Genomic DNA, 13746 nt, shown 5'->3' with positions numbered 1-13746 from the left:
AGTCCGGGGTGCCTGCGGCAGCGGCTGCCCGGCAGCCCCGGCGCCCTGTGTCCGGGTGCCCCCCGGCAACGGCTATCCGTCAGCCTCCGGCGCCCTGAGTCCGGGGTGCCTGCGGCAGCGGCTGCCCGGCAGCCCCGGCGCCCTGTGTCCGGGTGCCCCCCGGCAACGGCTATCCGTCAGCCTCCGGCGCCCCGAGTCCGGGGTGCCTGCGGCAGCGGGAGCCCGGCAGCCTTCGGCGCCCTGAGCCGTGGGCGGCTCCCGGCTACGGCGGCTCCGGCCTTCCGAGCCCTGGCCGCCTCCCGGCCCCCGCACCCCGGGTGCCCCCGGCAACGGCTGCCCGTCAGCCTCCGGCGCCCCGAGTCTGGGGTGTCTGCGGCAGCGGCTGCCCGGCAGCCTCCGGCGCCCTGAGCCGTGGGCGGCTCCCGGCTACGGCGGCTCCGGCCTTCCGAACCCTGGGCGCCTCCCAGCCGCCGGACCCTGGGCGGCTCCCGGACCCCAGGAGGCTCCCGGCCAGGGCACCCCGGGAGCCTCCGGCACCCGAACCCCGGGTGCTTCACGGCGACGGCAGCCCGGGCCTCCCCATGCACCCCGGACCCGGGTGCCTGCGCCGACGGCAGCCCGGCAGCCTCCGGGATCCCGAACCCGGGCGTCCCCGGCAGCGACAGCCCGGCAGCCCCCGACACCCCGACCGGGACGCACCACACCCCGGCACCCCGACTGGGACGCACCCCGGCACCCAGACCCCCTTGCCGACACCCCGACCGGCAACCAGAACCGCAGCGCCCCCGGTGACCAGAACCGCCGCGCCCCGCCGACCAGAACCGCCACGCCCCCGGCAACCAGAACCGCCGCGCCCCGCCGACCAGAACCGGACACTTCCAGCAAGCGGAATCGATAATTCCGATCTGTTGATGGTGGGTGCACTCAATTCCGGCGAAACCGGCGCCGACGCAAGGCAGGATGGTTTCTGCTGGGGAACTGGTTCGGCTGGGGTTCGTTCCCCGGCCGTAGGCAGAGGGCCGCGCCGCGCGGTCCTCGGAGCAGAAAGGGCGCCTGGTGTTCACAAGCGTATTGATGATCGAGAAGGCCCTGACGTCCGCCGACGTGGAGTTCGTCACCACCCTGCACGGCGAGGAGCCGGTCTCCTTCCACGTGCTGCTCCAGCCGCGCGGTGAGCAGGCCGACCGGCTGCTGCGGGCCATCGACGACATCGCGCTCGGCGAGATCGACGAGGCGGCGCGCGAGGGCGAGACACCCGAGGGCGCGGCCGCGAAGAGCGAGGGGGAGCGGGCCCTGGAGGTCTCCCTCAAGGCGCTGCGCGGCGCGGGCGGCGAGGCCGAGGGGCGCCTGGTGGAGGACCATCCCCTGGACGCCCTGAAGTCCCTGGTCGCGGACGTCGGCGCGGACGAGGTGATCGTCCTGACCGACCCGCACTACGTGGAGGAGTTCTTCCATCGGGACTGGGCCTCACGGGCCCGTCACAAGGTCGGCGTGCCGGTCCTGAAGCTGTTCTCGCACAGCAAGGCATAGGCTTGTGCGGCGCCCCCGCGCTCGGGTGCGCGCACCGTCGTACCGCAGCCGCACCACCTGGGGAGAACAGCGCATGGCACCCGGCCTTCCTACCGCCATGAACCGACCGCACTTCATCGGCATCGGCGGCGCCGGGATGTCGGGCATCGCCAAGATCCTCGCCCAGCGCGGCGCGCGGGTCGCGGGCAGTGACGCCAAGGACTCCGCGACCGCCGAGGCGCTGCGCGCGCTGGGCGCCACCGTGCACATCGGGCACGCGGCCGAGCACCTCGCCGACGACGCCAGCTGCGTCGTCGTCTCCTCCGCCATCCGCCAGGACAACCCGGAGCTCGCGCGCGCCGCCGAGCTGGGCATCCCGGTGGTCCACCGCTCCGACGCCCTGGCCGCCCTGATGACGGGCCTGCGCCCGATCGCGGTCGCCGGCACCCACGGCAAGACGACCACGACCTCCATGCTGGCGGTCTCCCTCTCCGAGCTGGGCCTGAACCCCTCCTACGCCATCGGCGGCGACCTGGACGCCCCCGGTTCCAACGCGCTGCACGGCGAGGGCGACATCTTCGTGGCCGAGGCGGACGAATCGGACCGCAGCTTCCACAAGTACGCCCCCGAGGTCGCCATCGTCCTCAACGTGGAACTGGACCACCACGCCAACTACGCCTCGATGGACGAGATCTACGAGTCCTTCGAGACCTTCGTGGACCGCGTCACCGAGGGCGGCACGCTGGTGATCTCGGCCGACCACGAGGGCGCGCGCGAGCTGACGCGCCGCATCACGGCCCGCGACGTGCGGGTGGTGACGTACGGCGAGTCCGAGGACGCCGACGTGCGCGTCCTCTCGGTCGTGCCGCAGGGCCTGAAGAGCGAGGTCACCGTTCTGCTGGACGGTACCGAGCTGACCTTCTCCGTCTCCGTCCCCGGCCGCCACTACGCGCACAACGCCGTCGCCGCGCTGGCCGCCGGCGTGGCCCTCGGCATCCCGGCCGCCGAGCTCGCCCCCGCCCTGGCCGCCTACACCGGCGTCAAGCGGCGGCTCCAGCTCAAGGGCGAGGCCGCCGGCGTCCAGGTGATCGACTCCTACGCCCACCACCCGACCGAGATGACCGCCGACCTGGAGGCGATGCGCGGCGCCGCGGGCGACGCCCGGATCCTGGTCGTCTTCCAGCCGCACCTGTTCTCCCGCACCCAGGAGCTGGGCAAGGAGATGGGCCAGGCGCTCGCCCTCGCCGACGCCTCCGTGGTCCTGGACATCTACCCCGCCCGTGAGGACCCGATCCCCGGCGTCACCAGCGAGCTGATCATCGAGGCGTCCCGGGCGACCGGCTCCGACGTCACGGCCGTCCACGACAAGACGGAGGTGCCGGACGTGATCGCGGGAATGGCGAAGGCCGGCGATCTCGTTCTCACCATGGGAGCGGGCGACGTCACGGACCTCGGCCCGCGCATCCTGGACCGACTGAACGAGAACTGAAGCGAGGGGCTGAGGCTCATGCCGTACGACGTCGAGAAGCCGGACGAGCAGTGGCGCGCGGAGCTGACCCCGGCCGAGTACGCGGTGCTGCGCCAGGCCGGCACGGAGCCCGCCTTCACCGGTGAGTACACGGACACCAAGACGAAGGGCGTCTACTCCTGCCGGGCCTGCGGCGCCGAGCTGTTCACCTCCGACACCAAGTTCGAGTCCCACTGCGGCTGGCCGTCCTTCTTCGACCCGAAGGACACCGACGCCGTGGAGCTCCTGGAGGACCGGTCCCACGGGATGGTGCGCACCGAGGTGCGGTGTGCCCGCTGCGGGTCGCACCTCGGGCATGTCTTCGAGGGTGAGGGGTACCCCACACCCACCGATCAGCGGTACTGCATCAACAGCATCTCGCTGCGACTGGCGCCGGCCGAGGACTGAGCCGAGGGCTGAGCCGAGGGCCGCGGCAGGACGCGGCGGGACGCTTTGCAGCACCCTGACGCGGTGGGACAATAGGGGACACAGGTGGCGTCGCCGACGCCACCGGCAGTTTCTCCGCATCTCCGCAGAGGCGGGTGAAAGAGATGGTCACAGCCTCCTACGTCGAACTGGCCGTCGCGCCGCACTTGTGGGCCACTCTGGGAGCCTTCATCGGTGGTCTGGTGGTCGTGTGCGCGCTCGTATGGGCCGTAGGCATGGGCATCGGCGTGATGCGCCGCGAGCCGGACCGCCCCAAGGACCACGAGCAGCCTCATCTCCCGGTCACCGGAGCCGTCGAGGAGATCAGCGAGATCCGCGAGCCCGACGAGGTGGAGCCCGAGGACGGGCAGCGGCTCATGCCGTACGAGATCCATCGCGCCGGCACCCGCCGCAGCGAGGACCAGCACCGGCACCGCTGGGCCCCGGGCACCAGCGGATCCTTCGGCAGCGGAGGCCCGGGCGCCCACTGATCCGGCGAAGCGGGGCAGGTCCCATCACGGGCCTGCCCCGTTTTCACAGGCCCTGCCACACCTTCACGGGACGCACCCCCGCCCGGGGCGCTCCCAGTCCGCCGCAACCCGAGGCGTCTAGACTCAATCCGCAACGGCCCGTGCGACCGTGGCCGAGAGCGGGCAGCTTCTGCCAGACCCGAAGGGTGTTCGGCGTTTGATACGCATAGACACAGTCACCAAGCGGTACCCGGACGGCACGGTCGCGGTCGACCGGCTCTCGCTGGAGATACCGGACCGCTCGATCACCGTCCTCGTCGGACCCTCCGGCTGCGGCAAGACCACCACCCTGCGCATGATCAACCGGATGGTGGAGCCCAGCGAGGGCAGCATCCTCCTCGACGGCGTGGACATCCGGCAACAGCCCGTCAACTCCCTGCGGCGGTCGATGGGCTACGTCATCCAGAACGCCGGTCTCTTCCAGCACCGCACCATCGTCGACAACATCGCCACCGTGCCCCGGCTGCTCGGCTGGAGCCGGAGCAAGTCCCGTGCTCGGGCGGGGGAGTTGATGGAGCGCGTCGGCCTGGACGCCGCGCTGGCCAAGCGCTACCCCTACCAGCTGTCGGGCGGTCAGCAGCAGCGCGTCGGCGTGGCCCGGGCGCTCGCAGCGGACCCGCCGGTGCTGCTGATGGACGAGCCGTTCTCCGCCGTCGACCCGGTGGTCCGCAAGGGCCTTCAGGACGAACTCCTGCGCATCCAGGACGAACTGGGCAAGACCATCGTCTTCGTCACCCACGACATCGACGAGGCCATCAAGCTCGGCACGACGGTCGCGGTGCTGCGCACCGGCGGCCGGCTCGCCCAGTACGCCCCGCCCGCCGAACTGCTCACCGCGCCCGCCGACGCCTTCGTGGAGGACTTCCTCGGCACCGACCGGGGCATCCGCCGGCTCTCCTTCTTCGGCACCGAAGGGCTGGAGCTGACGAGCGCCCCGGTGGTCACGGTCGACACCACCGCCGAGGAGGTCGCCGCGCGCACCGACGCCGACGACGTGCCCTACCTCCTCGTCACGGACCGCGAGGGCAGGCCCCTCGGCTGGAGCGAGCCGGCCGCGCTCGCCGCCGGACCGGTGGACGCGGCCCGGCTGCTGCCCCACGGACGGCCCTTCCGGCACGGCGGAGAGTCCCTGCGCGCCGCCCTCGACTGCGCCGTGCTCTCCCCGACCGGCTGGGCCGTCGCCGTGGACGGCACCGGCCGCGCCGTCGGCGTCGTCTCGCAGCAGGCCATCGGCGAGGCGATCCGCACGGCCCACGCCGGCCGCACCACCGGTGCCGCCGGTGACGACGGCGGTACCGGTGGTCGTGCGCTCGGTGACGCCGATGCCGCGACCGGCGCCGAGGTCGCCGGATGAGCGGCTTCTTCGACCTCCCGAGCGACCTCCAGCACAGCTGGCTCGGACTGATCGGCCTGCATCTGCGCGAGGCCCTGCTGCCGGTCCTGGCCGGCCTCGTCGTCTCGCTGCCGATCGCGCAACTGTGTGTGCGCTTCCGCTGGTTGTACGCGCCGGTGCTGGGCCTGACGACCGTCCTCTACGCCATTCCCTCGCTGGCCTTCTTCGTCGTCCTGATCGACTACACCGGCCAGACCGAGCTGACCGTGATGATCCCGCTCGCCGTCTACAGCCTGGTCGTGCTCGTCCCGGCCATCGTCGACGGCGTCCGCTCGGTGCCCCAGGAGACGCTCGCCGCCGCCACCGCCATGGGCTTCGGGCCCGTACGGCGCTATGTCCAGGTGCAGTTGCCGATCGCCGTGCCCGCCATCATCGCGGGACTGCGGGTGGCCACCGTGTCCAGCATCTCCCTGGTCAGCGTGGGCATGCTCATCGGCAACCAGGGCGCGCTCGGCAACCTGCTCAACGACGCCAACATCTACCACCGGCCCGAACTCGCGGTGAACTCGGTGGTCACCACGGCGGCCCTGGCCATCCTCGCCGACGCCGTCCTGGTCCTCGTACGCCGTCTGCTCACCCCCTGGATGCCGCACGGCACCCGCCGCCGCGCCCCGGCCGAGGCCGCCGACGCCGCCGAGGCGGGGCCCGAGCCGGCCGTGCCCGCCCTGGAGGACACCGTCCGGTGAACGTACTGCACTTCGTCAACGCCTTCTTCAGCGACGGCGCCCACTGGCACGGCTACGACGGCATCCCCACGCGGCTGGTCCAGCACATCCGGTACTGCCTGATCGCGCTCGCCCTCGCCGCCGCCATCGGGCTGCCCGTCGGCCTGGTGACCGGGCACTACGGGCGCGGCGGCAACACCCTCGCCTTCGTCGCCACCGCCGGGCGGGCGCTGCCCAGCTTCGGCCTGCTGGTGCTGATGACCATCATGGTCGGCTTCGGCCTGGTGCCCGTCATGGTCCCGCTGGTGGTGCTCGCCGTCCCGCCGATCCTGGTGACCACGTACGAGTCGGTGCGTTCCGTCGACCCCTCGCCGGTGGACGCCGCGCGGGGCATGGGCATGCCGGAGTCGCGGATCCTGTTCCAGGTCGAACTGCCCGTCGCGCTCCCGCTGATCCTCAGCGGCCTGCGCTCCGGCGCCATCCAGATCGTCTCCACGGCCACCATCGCCGCCTACGTCGGCATCGGCGGCCTCGGCCGCTACGTCATCGACGGGCTCTACCAGCGCGACTACGAGAAGGTGGTGGGCGGCGCCACACTGGTCGCCGCCCTGGCGCTGGCGACCCTCGCGGTGTTCTGGGCGGTGGCGCGGTGCACGGTCTCGCCCGGGGTACGCAGGAGCGGCTGATCCGGGACGTGCGGCGCCGCCGCCCCAGGCCGGCGTCTCGCACAACTCGCCGAAGATCGAAGCCAATCGGTGACCCGGTGGCTCTTGACTGACCGAGAACCGGCTGGATTGGATCGGACAGGTGACTTCTCACCCGAAGAACTCCAGGTCCAGCACGAGGCTCACCGGCGCGGCCGCTGTCGCGCTCGCCACCGTCGCGGCGCTCGTCACCGGGTGTTCGTCGTCCTCAGACAACACGTCCGACAACCCGCTCACGGGCGGCGGCGCGAGCGGCGACGGCGTCGTCGTCGGCTCCAACAACTTCGCCGAGAGCATCCTGCTCGCCGACATCTACGGCGAGGCCCTGAAGGCCAAGGGCATCAAGGTCACCTACAAGCCCAACATCGGCAGCCGCGAGACCACGTACGGCCTGCTCAAGAACGGCTCGATCACCGTACTGCCCGAGTACAACGGCGCGCTGCTGGCCTACCTCGACAAGAAGGCCGCCCCGAAGACGGTGGAGGCCACGACGGCCGCGATCAACAGCAAGCTCGACCCGGGTCTGACGCTGCTTCAGCCCGCGCCCGCGCAGGACAAGGACTCGGTGACCGTCAACGCCGAGACGGCGAAGAAGTACCACCTCACCGGGCAGTCCTCCATCGCCGACCTCAAGGACGCCGCCAAGGACCTCGTCTTCGGCGGCTCGCCCGAGTTCCAGGCCCGGCAGCAGGGTCTCCTCGGCCTGAAGTCGGTCTACGGGCTCCAGTTCAAGTCCTTCAAGGCCCTGGACGCGGGCGGCCCGCTGACCCAGGAGGCCCTGAAGAAGAACACCGTGCAGGTCGCGGACGTCTTCACCACCGACCCGACGATCGCCAAGGAGAAGTTCGTGGTCCTCCAGGACCCGAAGAACCTCTTCGGCTTCGAGAACGTCCAGCCGCTCGTCCGCAAGGGCAAGCTCTCCCAGAAGGGCGTCGACACGCTCAACGCGGTCTCCGCCAAGCTGGACACGGCCACCCTGCTGGACCTGGACACCCAGGTGCAGGCCCAGAAGAAGGACCCGCTGGACGTCGCCAAGGCCTGGCTGGAGTCGGCCGGTCTCGCCTGACGTCACATCAGGTGCCGGCCGCCCGCGCCCGGGCCTCGTCGCGCCGCTGCCTGCGGGCCCGGCGTGACTCCTGGTCCGGGAGCCAGCCGAAGACCAGGCAGCTGCCGGTCGCCCCGAGGAGGAGGCCGAGGAAGAAGCCGCCCAGGTTGGAGGTGACCCAGGTGCCCAGGGACAGCAGGATGCCGGTGAGGGAGTAGAAGAGGCGCTGGGCGGGGTTGAAGAGGGTCAGCAGCCCGCACAGCACCATCAGGGTGGGCAGCAGATAGCCGGCCAGGCCCTGCATCCCGATGTGCATCACGACCTTCAGTGACGCCTTCTCGGTGAGCAGGATCTCCGCCCCGCCCAGCGTGAGCAGCAGCCCGCCCCAGAAGGGCCGGCGGAACCGCCAACGGCGGAACGCGGCCCACGGGCCCGGTCGCGGGGCATCCGGGCCCGCCTGCCCTGCGCGTACGTCGGCCGTCATCGGTTCAGCAACCCGTGTCGCTGAACCGGAGCTTGAGGCCGGGCAGCTTGAACACGCCGGCCGTCGTGGCGTAGTTGGTCTGCCGCAGGTCGGCGATGCGGACCGTGTCCGACTGCTGGCTGAACACGCCCTTGGGGCCCTGTACGCCCGCCTTGGTGAGCGTACTGGCGTCGTTGCCGATCTCGATGTTGTCGAAGGCGGCGTCGCCCGACAGCTCGGTGGAGTCCGTCGTCAGATCGGTCGCCTGCACCTTCTCGGCGCCGCTGCCCGCGGTGATCAGCAGGTTGGTGCCGCCCAGGTCGACGCTCTGGCACAGCCGGGTCAGCGTCGCGTTCTTGATCGCCGAGGTCACCACCAGCACCTGGCCGCCGGTGTCGCCCGCGTTGGGGCTGTCCTCGGCCATGTTGTCCAGGGCGCCGAACTGCTCGAAGCCGGTGCCGTTCAGCTCGGTCGCCGTGACCGTGAAGGGCATCCCGGAGATCGCGAACTGGACACCCAGGGCGCCCTGTGCGGTGAGCACCGCAAGGCCCGCCGCGACCAGGGTGGCGGGCACCGCCATGACGGCGGCATGGCGCAGCCGCACCCGTCCGCGTCTGTCCGTGCCGGGGTGCTCGGGGGTCTCGGGGGTGGGGTCGGCGGACGGTGTGAGGTCCGAGGACGAGGCCATGTCTGCTCCCGTGTGCATGGTCAATGCCGGTTCGGAGTTCAGCGGCCCGTTGCCCTGGCGCGGACAGCGGCTGCCGCACACCCGGAGGCACCCGTAGGCACCCTGAGGCGCCCGGAGGCAACTCCCGGGTGGGGCAAGGGCTTTCTGGTTACGCGGCAGTAGGTGCGGAGGAAGTTACCGGGGGTTACAGGCAGGGGTCAAGGTGCTTGTGAAAGAAAGGTGAACCTTCGGCGCCTCGGTCTCGCACGCGGCGTACCGCTTCGGTCGACTCGGCCAACTCCCTTGCCAGGCCTTGACGTTGACGAGACAACGGGTCTACAACTCTGCGTGGCCCCCCGGATCCGTGGCGCCGGATCCGTGACGCCGGTCCCCTCGCGCGGCCCGCCGCACGGCCCGCCGCGCTCCCTCCCGGAGCCGTTCCGCCTGCCGGCCCTTCCACGCACACCGGTTCACCTGTGCAAGGGCTTTCACGTGCCCTCCACGGCTCCCTGCGCACGCACCTCAGGGCGTCCCCGCACCTCGCCCGACCCCCACACAGAATCGAGGTACCCGCATGCGTACGCGTCCCGTCCTCACCCTCGCCGCCGCCGTCGCCGCGCTCTCGCTCCCGGCGATCGTCCCAGCCTCGGCCGCGGGCGGCGCGGTGCTCACCACGGGCGGTCCGGGTGGCACGCCCGTCGCGGTCGGTGACGTGCTCACCGCCTCGCTGGCGAGCGGCACCCGCGCCACCTTCTCCTCCAGCGCGTCCGGCAGCAGCGGCGTCTCGTGCACCTCCTCGACGTTCACCGCCACCGTCACCGGCAACCCCGCCGCGCCCGGCACCGCGACCGAGTCGGTGACCGGCCACACCTTCGACAGCGCCAGTTGCACCAGCAACGTCACCGGTGTGCTCGGCGTCAACGGCATCACGATCGACAACCTGCCGTACGCGGCCACCGTCGCCTCCGACGGCACCCTCACCGTGACACCGCCCAGCGGCTCCGCCATCCAGGCCACGGTCAAGCTGCGCACCCTGCTCGGCAGCGTCACCTGCGTCTACAAGGCGGCCGCCCTGACCGGCAAGGCCGACAACGCCGCCAACAGCATCACCTTCACCGACCAGCAGTTCGGCAAGGCATCCGGCTCGTCGCTGTGCTTCGCCAACGGCTACTTCACCGCCCAGTACGCCCCGGTGACCGACGCGGGCGCCACCGTGTACGTCAACTGACCCTGCCGGGCCGCCGGCGCGCCGGGCACGACACGAGCAGCACGTGTCCGGCGCGCAGGTGTTCGCTAGCGTGAGCGCATGCCCGAGATCCCGACCCCGCCGGTGCTCCTCGGCGGCGCACCCGGTTCCTTCCCGCACAGTGTGCTGGCCGAGCGGCACCCCGCCATCGTCCGGCAGGTGCGGGACGCCTTTCCCTACGGCCCCGAGCAGCACCGCGCCCTCGACGCGCTGCTGGAGAGCTGCACCCGGGGAGTGATCGAACCGCTCCCCGCCGACGCCCACGACCGGGACCGCTGGACGGCCTGGGGGCTGGCCGGGTACGAGGGCCGGTCCTGGTTCGACGTGCCGTGGCTGTGGTCCGAGAGCTACTTCTACCGCCTGCTCCTCGAGGCCGTCGGCTACTTCGGCCCCGGCCCGTGGCAGGGCATCGACCCGTTCCGCCCGGCCAAACTCGCCGAACTCGACGCCCAGGACACCGACGAGGAACTGGCCGCGCTCGACGCCCTGGAGGGCGTACCGGACGCGGAGCGCTCGGCCGCCCTGCTGCACGGCTCGCTCTGGGGCAACCGCGCCGACCTCGGTTTCCGCCTGTCGGCGGCCTCGACCGGCGCCCGGGCGGCGGCCACCGACGTCACCCAGGACACCCCGCGCCTCGTCGCCGACGACAGCGAGACCCTGTGGTCCCTGCTGCCGCCCTCCGGCACCGGCACGCTCTGCCTGGTCGCCGACAACGCGGGCCGCGAACTCGTCCCCGACCTGCTCCTCGTCGCCGACCTCCTCGACCACGGCCGCGCCGGGCGGGTGGTCCTCCACGTCAAGCCGTACCCGTACTACGTCTCCGACGCCACCACCGCCGACGTCGTCGACGCCGTGCGCCGGCTGACGGCGGCGCCGGGCGCCGCCCACGGGTACGGGCGCCGCCTGTGGTCCGCGCTGGCCGACGGGCGGCTGACGGTCCGCGCACACCCGTTCTCCTGCGCCCCGCTGCCGTACGCCGAGATGCCCGGCGACCTGCGCGAGGAGTTCGCCGCGAGCACGCTGACCGTCCTCAAGGGCGATCTGAACTACCGGCGCCTGGTGGGCGACCGGCCGTGGTCCCCGACCACGTCGTTCGCGGACGTGACCGCGTACTTCCCCGGCCCGGTCGCGGCCCTGCGCACCCTGAAGTCCGAGGTGGTCACCGGCCTGGACGCCGCCACCGAGGCCGCGCTCGACAGCGCCGAGGACCGGGACTGGCGGACCAGCGGCACGCACGCGCTGATCCAGGTCGCCGGAGCCTGACGGGTCTGCCCCCTCCCGGCCGTGTGACGAACCTTCGCTGCTCACGGGCCGGTTCGGGCGGCGATTCACGCGATGGTGTGATCGGATGCGCGCCCGAGGATGCCGCCGGAGTGTCACGGGTAGTGCCCGGCCATGACGCAGCAGCCCTTCGAACTCCCGCACTTCTACATGCCGTATCCGGCGCGGCTCAACCCGCACGTCGACGAGGCCCGCGCCCACTCCACGCGGTGGGCGCGCGACATGGGCATGCTGGAGGGCTCCGGGATCTGGGAGCAGTCCGACCTCGACGCGCACGACTACGGACTGCTCTGCGCCTACACCCACCCCGACTGCGACGGACCCGCCCTGTCCCTGATCACCGACTGGTACGTGTGGGTCTTCTTCTTCGACGACCACTTCCTGGAGACGTTCAAACGCAGCCAGGACCGGGCCGGCGGCAAGGCCTACCTGGACCGGCTGCCCCTGTTCATGCCGCTCGACCTCGACACCCCCGTACCCGAACCGGAGAACCCGGTGGAGGCCGGCCTCGCCGACCTGTGGGCGCGCACGGTGCCGTCGATGTCGGCCGACTGGCGGCGGCGGTTCGCGGTGGCCACGGAACACCTGCTGAACGAGTCCCTGTGGGAGCTGTCCAACATCAACGAGGGGCGCGTCGCCAACCCCGTCGAGTACATCGAGATGCGCCGCAAGGTCGGCGGCGCCCCCTGGTCGGCCGGGCTCGTGGAGTACGCCACCGCCGAAGTGCCCGCGAGCGTCGCCGGATCCAGGCCGCTCAGGGTGCTCATGGAGACCTTCTCCGACGGTGTGCACCTGCGCAACGACCTGTTCTCCTACCAGCGCGAGGTGGAGGAGGAGGGCGAGCTGAGCAACGGCGTGCTGGTCCTGGAGACCTTCTTCGGCTGCACCACCCAGGAGGCCGCCGACACCGTCAACGACGTCCTCACCTCCCGGCTGCACCAGTTCGAGCACACCGCGCTCACCGAGGTGCCCGCCCTCGCCGTGGAGCACGGCCTCACCCCCGACCAGGTCGCGGCGGTGGCCGCGTACACCAAGGGCCTTCAGGACTGGCAGTCCGGCGGCCACGAATGGCACATGCGCTCCAGCCGGTACATGAACAAAGGGGCACGCCCGGACAGCCCCTGGCAGCGGCTGTCCGGCCCCGGCACCTCGGGCGCGGACGTCCGCGCGCTGCTGGCGGACGCGGGCGCCGAGCGCTTGCGCGCCTACACCCATGTGCCGTTCCAGAAGGTCGGACCCGCCCGCATCCCCGACCTGTACATGCCGTACGAGCTCCAGCTCAGCCCGCACCTGGACACCGCCCGCTCCCACCTGACCGCCTGGTGCCACCGCATGGGCATCCTCGCCGAGGGCGTCTGGGACGAGGACAAGCTGGCCGCCTACGACCTCGCGCTGTGCTCCGCCGGACTCGACCCGGACGCGACGCCCGAGGCGCTCGACCTGAGCGCACGCTGGCTCGCCTGGGGCACCTACGGCGACGACTACTACCCCCTGGTCTACGGCCACCGCCGCGACCTGGCCGCCGCCAGGCTGACCACGGCCCGGCTGTCGGGCTGCATGCCCGTCGAGGGCGAGGAGCCGGTCGTCCCGGTCAACGCCATGGAGCGTGGCCTGACCGACCTGTGGGCGCGCACCACCGCGGAGATGACACCGGACCAGCGACGCACCCTCAGGCAGTCGATCGACGCGATGACCGAGAGCTGGGTGTGGGAGCTGTCCAACCAGTTGCAGAACCGGATCCCGGACCCCGTCGACTACCTGGAGATGCGGCGCGCCACCTTCGGCTCCGACCTCACCCTCAGCCTGTGCCGGATGGGGCACGGCCCCGCGATCCCGCCCGAGGTCTACCGCACCGGCCCGGTCCGCTCCCTGGAGAACGCGGCCATCGACTACGCCTGCCTCCTCAACGACGTCTTCTCGTACCAGAAGGAGATCGAGTACGAGGGCGAGATCCACAATTCGATCCTCGTCGTGCAGCACTTCTTCGGGATCGACTACCCGGCCGCCCTCGCCGTCGTCCAGGACCTGATGACCCAGCGCATGCGCCAGTTCGAGCACGTCGTCGCGCATGAACTGCCCGTCGTGTACGACGACTTCGGACTGTCCGAAGAGGCGCGCGCCACCATGCTGGGCTACGTCACGGACCTTCAGAACTGGATGGCCGGCATCCTGAACTGGCACCGGAGCGTCGACCGCTACAAGGCCGAGTGGCTGGCGCGCCGCGCCCACGGCTTCCTCCCGGACCGCCCGCCGGCCCCCGCCCTGCCCGTCGGCTGACCCAGGCTCCAGAGCGGCACCAGCCGGAGGCGA

Annotated in this window: 13 protein-coding genes; 11 read left to right on the top strand and 2 right to left on the bottom strand. The window is 71.7% G+C overall.

The genetic code is table 11. The annotated features are described in order from the left end of the window. Positions 1 to 1056: 1056 nt before the first annotated feature. The 8 genes from ABZ484_RS26915 (at position 1057) to ABZ484_RS26880 (ending at position 7800) form a co-directional block, all read left to right on the top strand. Entirely contained in the window at positions 1057 to 1530 is a 474-nt protein-coding gene (locus ABZ484_RS26915; RefSeq protein ID WP_358868503.1) for an indole-3-glycerol phosphate synthase, read from the top strand. Positions 1531 to 1603: 73 nt separating this feature from the next. After that, positions 1604 to 2998: a UDP-N-acetylmuramate--L-alanine ligase gene (gene murC / locus ABZ484_RS26910; RefSeq protein WP_358868502.1), complete on the top strand. Its 1395-nt coding sequence runs from the start codon at positions 1604 to 1606 to the stop codon at positions 2996 to 2998. A gap of 18 nt (positions 2999 to 3016) precedes the next feature. Beyond that, positions 3017 to 3424 (top strand): peptide-methionine (R)-S-oxide reductase MsrB, encoded by a 408-nt coding sequence (msrB, locus tag ABZ484_RS26905; RefSeq protein ID WP_358868501.1) that lies wholly within the window; start codon positions 3017 to 3019, stop codon positions 3422 to 3424. A 143-nt stretch (positions 3425 to 3567) separates the two neighbouring features. After that, positions 3568 to 3933 (top strand): DUF6479 family protein, encoded by a 366-nt coding sequence (locus ABZ484_RS26900; protein WP_358868500.1) that lies wholly within the window; start codon positions 3568 to 3570, stop codon positions 3931 to 3933. Positions 3934 to 4129: 196 nt separating this feature from the next. Then, on the top strand, positions 4130 to 5326 hold the full coding sequence (locus ABZ484_RS26895; RefSeq protein ID WP_358868499.1) for an ABC transporter ATP-binding protein: 1197 nt from the start codon (positions 4130 to 4132) through the stop codon (positions 5324 to 5326). Next, positions 5323 to 6051 (top strand): ABC transporter permease subunit, encoded by a 729-nt coding sequence (locus ABZ484_RS26890; protein WP_358868498.1) that lies wholly within the window; start codon positions 5323 to 5325, stop codon positions 6049 to 6051. The genes ABZ484_RS26895 and ABZ484_RS26890 overlap by 4 nt, the downstream gene beginning before the upstream one ends. After that, a complete protein-coding gene (locus tag ABZ484_RS26885) occupies positions 6048 to 6716 on the top strand; it encodes an ABC transporter permease (protein WP_358868497.1) in 669 nt (222 codons plus the stop codon). The genes ABZ484_RS26890 and ABZ484_RS26885 overlap by 4 nt, the downstream gene beginning before the upstream one ends. Before the next feature lie 121 nt (positions 6717 to 6837). Beyond that, positions 6838 to 7800, top strand: a complete 963-nt coding sequence (locus tag ABZ484_RS26880) for an ABC transporter substrate-binding protein (RefSeq protein ID WP_358868496.1) — start codon at positions 6838 to 6840, stop codon at positions 7798 to 7800. A gap of 7 nt (positions 7801 to 7807) precedes the next feature. On the opposite strand, the gene ABZ484_RS26875 is transcribed toward ABZ484_RS26880, so the two are convergent. Both ABZ484_RS26875 and ABZ484_RS26870 read right to left on the bottom strand, forming a co-directional pair. Continuing rightward, a complete protein-coding gene (locus tag ABZ484_RS26875) occupies positions 7808 to 8263 on the bottom strand; it encodes a DUF6114 domain-containing protein (protein WP_358868495.1) in 456 nt (151 codons plus the stop codon). A gap of 4 nt (positions 8264 to 8267) precedes the next feature. Then, entirely contained in the window at positions 8268 to 8930 is a 663-nt protein-coding gene (locus tag ABZ484_RS26870; protein ID WP_358868494.1) for a DUF6230 family protein, read from the bottom strand. A 553-nt stretch (positions 8931 to 9483) separates the two neighbouring features. Here ABZ484_RS26870 and ABZ484_RS26865 point away from each other — a divergent pair. The 3 genes from ABZ484_RS26865 (at position 9484) to cyc2 (ending at position 13713) form a co-directional block, all read left to right on the top strand. Continuing rightward, entirely contained in the window at positions 9484 to 10137 is a 654-nt protein-coding gene (locus tag ABZ484_RS26865; RefSeq protein ID WP_358868493.1) for a Tat pathway signal sequence domain protein, read from the top strand. A gap of 78 nt (positions 10138 to 10215) precedes the next feature. Then, positions 10216 to 11418, top strand: a complete 1203-nt coding sequence (locus tag ABZ484_RS26860; protein ID WP_358868492.1) for a damage-control phosphatase ARMT1 family protein — start codon at positions 10216 to 10218, stop codon at positions 11416 to 11418. Positions 11419 to 11550: 132 nt separating this feature from the next. Continuing rightward, positions 11551 to 13713, top strand: a complete 2163-nt coding sequence (gene cyc2, locus ABZ484_RS26855) for a germacradienol/geosmin synthase Cyc2 (RefSeq protein WP_358868491.1) — start codon at positions 11551 to 11553, stop codon at positions 13711 to 13713. The last annotated feature ends 33 nt before the right edge of the window (positions 13714 to 13746 follow it).

It is taken from the genome of Streptomyces sp. NPDC006393, from assembly GCF_040628575.1.
Taxonomy (GTDB): domain Bacteria; phylum Actinomycetota; class Actinomycetes; order Streptomycetales; family Streptomycetaceae; genus Streptomyces.
Note: the sequence above shows the minus strand (reverse complement) of the source record. Positions and strands in the feature narration are given on the sequence as shown.

What these genes read in the sequence shown, in the direction of transcription:
- ABZ484_RS26865 (WP_358868493.1), top strand. Translation starts at nt 9,484, where the DNA reads ATGCGTACGCGTCCCGTCCTCACCCTCGCCGCCGCCGTCGCCGCGCTC.
- murC (WP_358868502.1), top strand. Translation starts at nt 1,604, where the DNA reads ATGGCACCCGGCCTTCCTACCGCCATGAACCGACCGCACTTCATCGGC.
- ABZ484_RS26890 (WP_358868498.1), top strand. Translation starts at nt 5,323, where the DNA reads ATGAGCGGCTTCTTCGACCTCCCGAGCGACCTCCAGCACAGCTGGCTC.
- msrB (WP_358868501.1), top strand. Translation starts at nt 3,017, where the DNA reads ATGCCGTACGACGTCGAGAAGCCGGACGAGCAGTGGCGCGCGGAGCTG.
- ABZ484_RS26870 (WP_358868494.1), bottom strand. Translation starts at nt 8,930, where the DNA reads ATGGCCTCGTCCTCGGACCTCACACCGTCCGCCGACCCCACCCCCGAG.
- cyc2 (WP_358868491.1), top strand. Translation starts at nt 11,551, where the DNA reads ATGACGCAGCAGCCCTTCGAACTCCCGCACTTCTACATGCCGTATCCG.
- ABZ484_RS26900 (WP_358868500.1), top strand. Translation starts at nt 3,568, where the DNA reads ATGGTCACAGCCTCCTACGTCGAACTGGCCGTCGCGCCGCACTTGTGG.
- ABZ484_RS26875 (WP_358868495.1), bottom strand. Translation starts at nt 8,263, where the DNA reads ATGACGGCCGACGTACGCGCAGGGCAGGCGGGCCCGGATGCCCCGCGA.
- ABZ484_RS26860 (WP_358868492.1), top strand. Translation starts at nt 10,216, where the DNA reads ATGCCCGAGATCCCGACCCCGCCGGTGCTCCTCGGCGGCGCACCCGGT.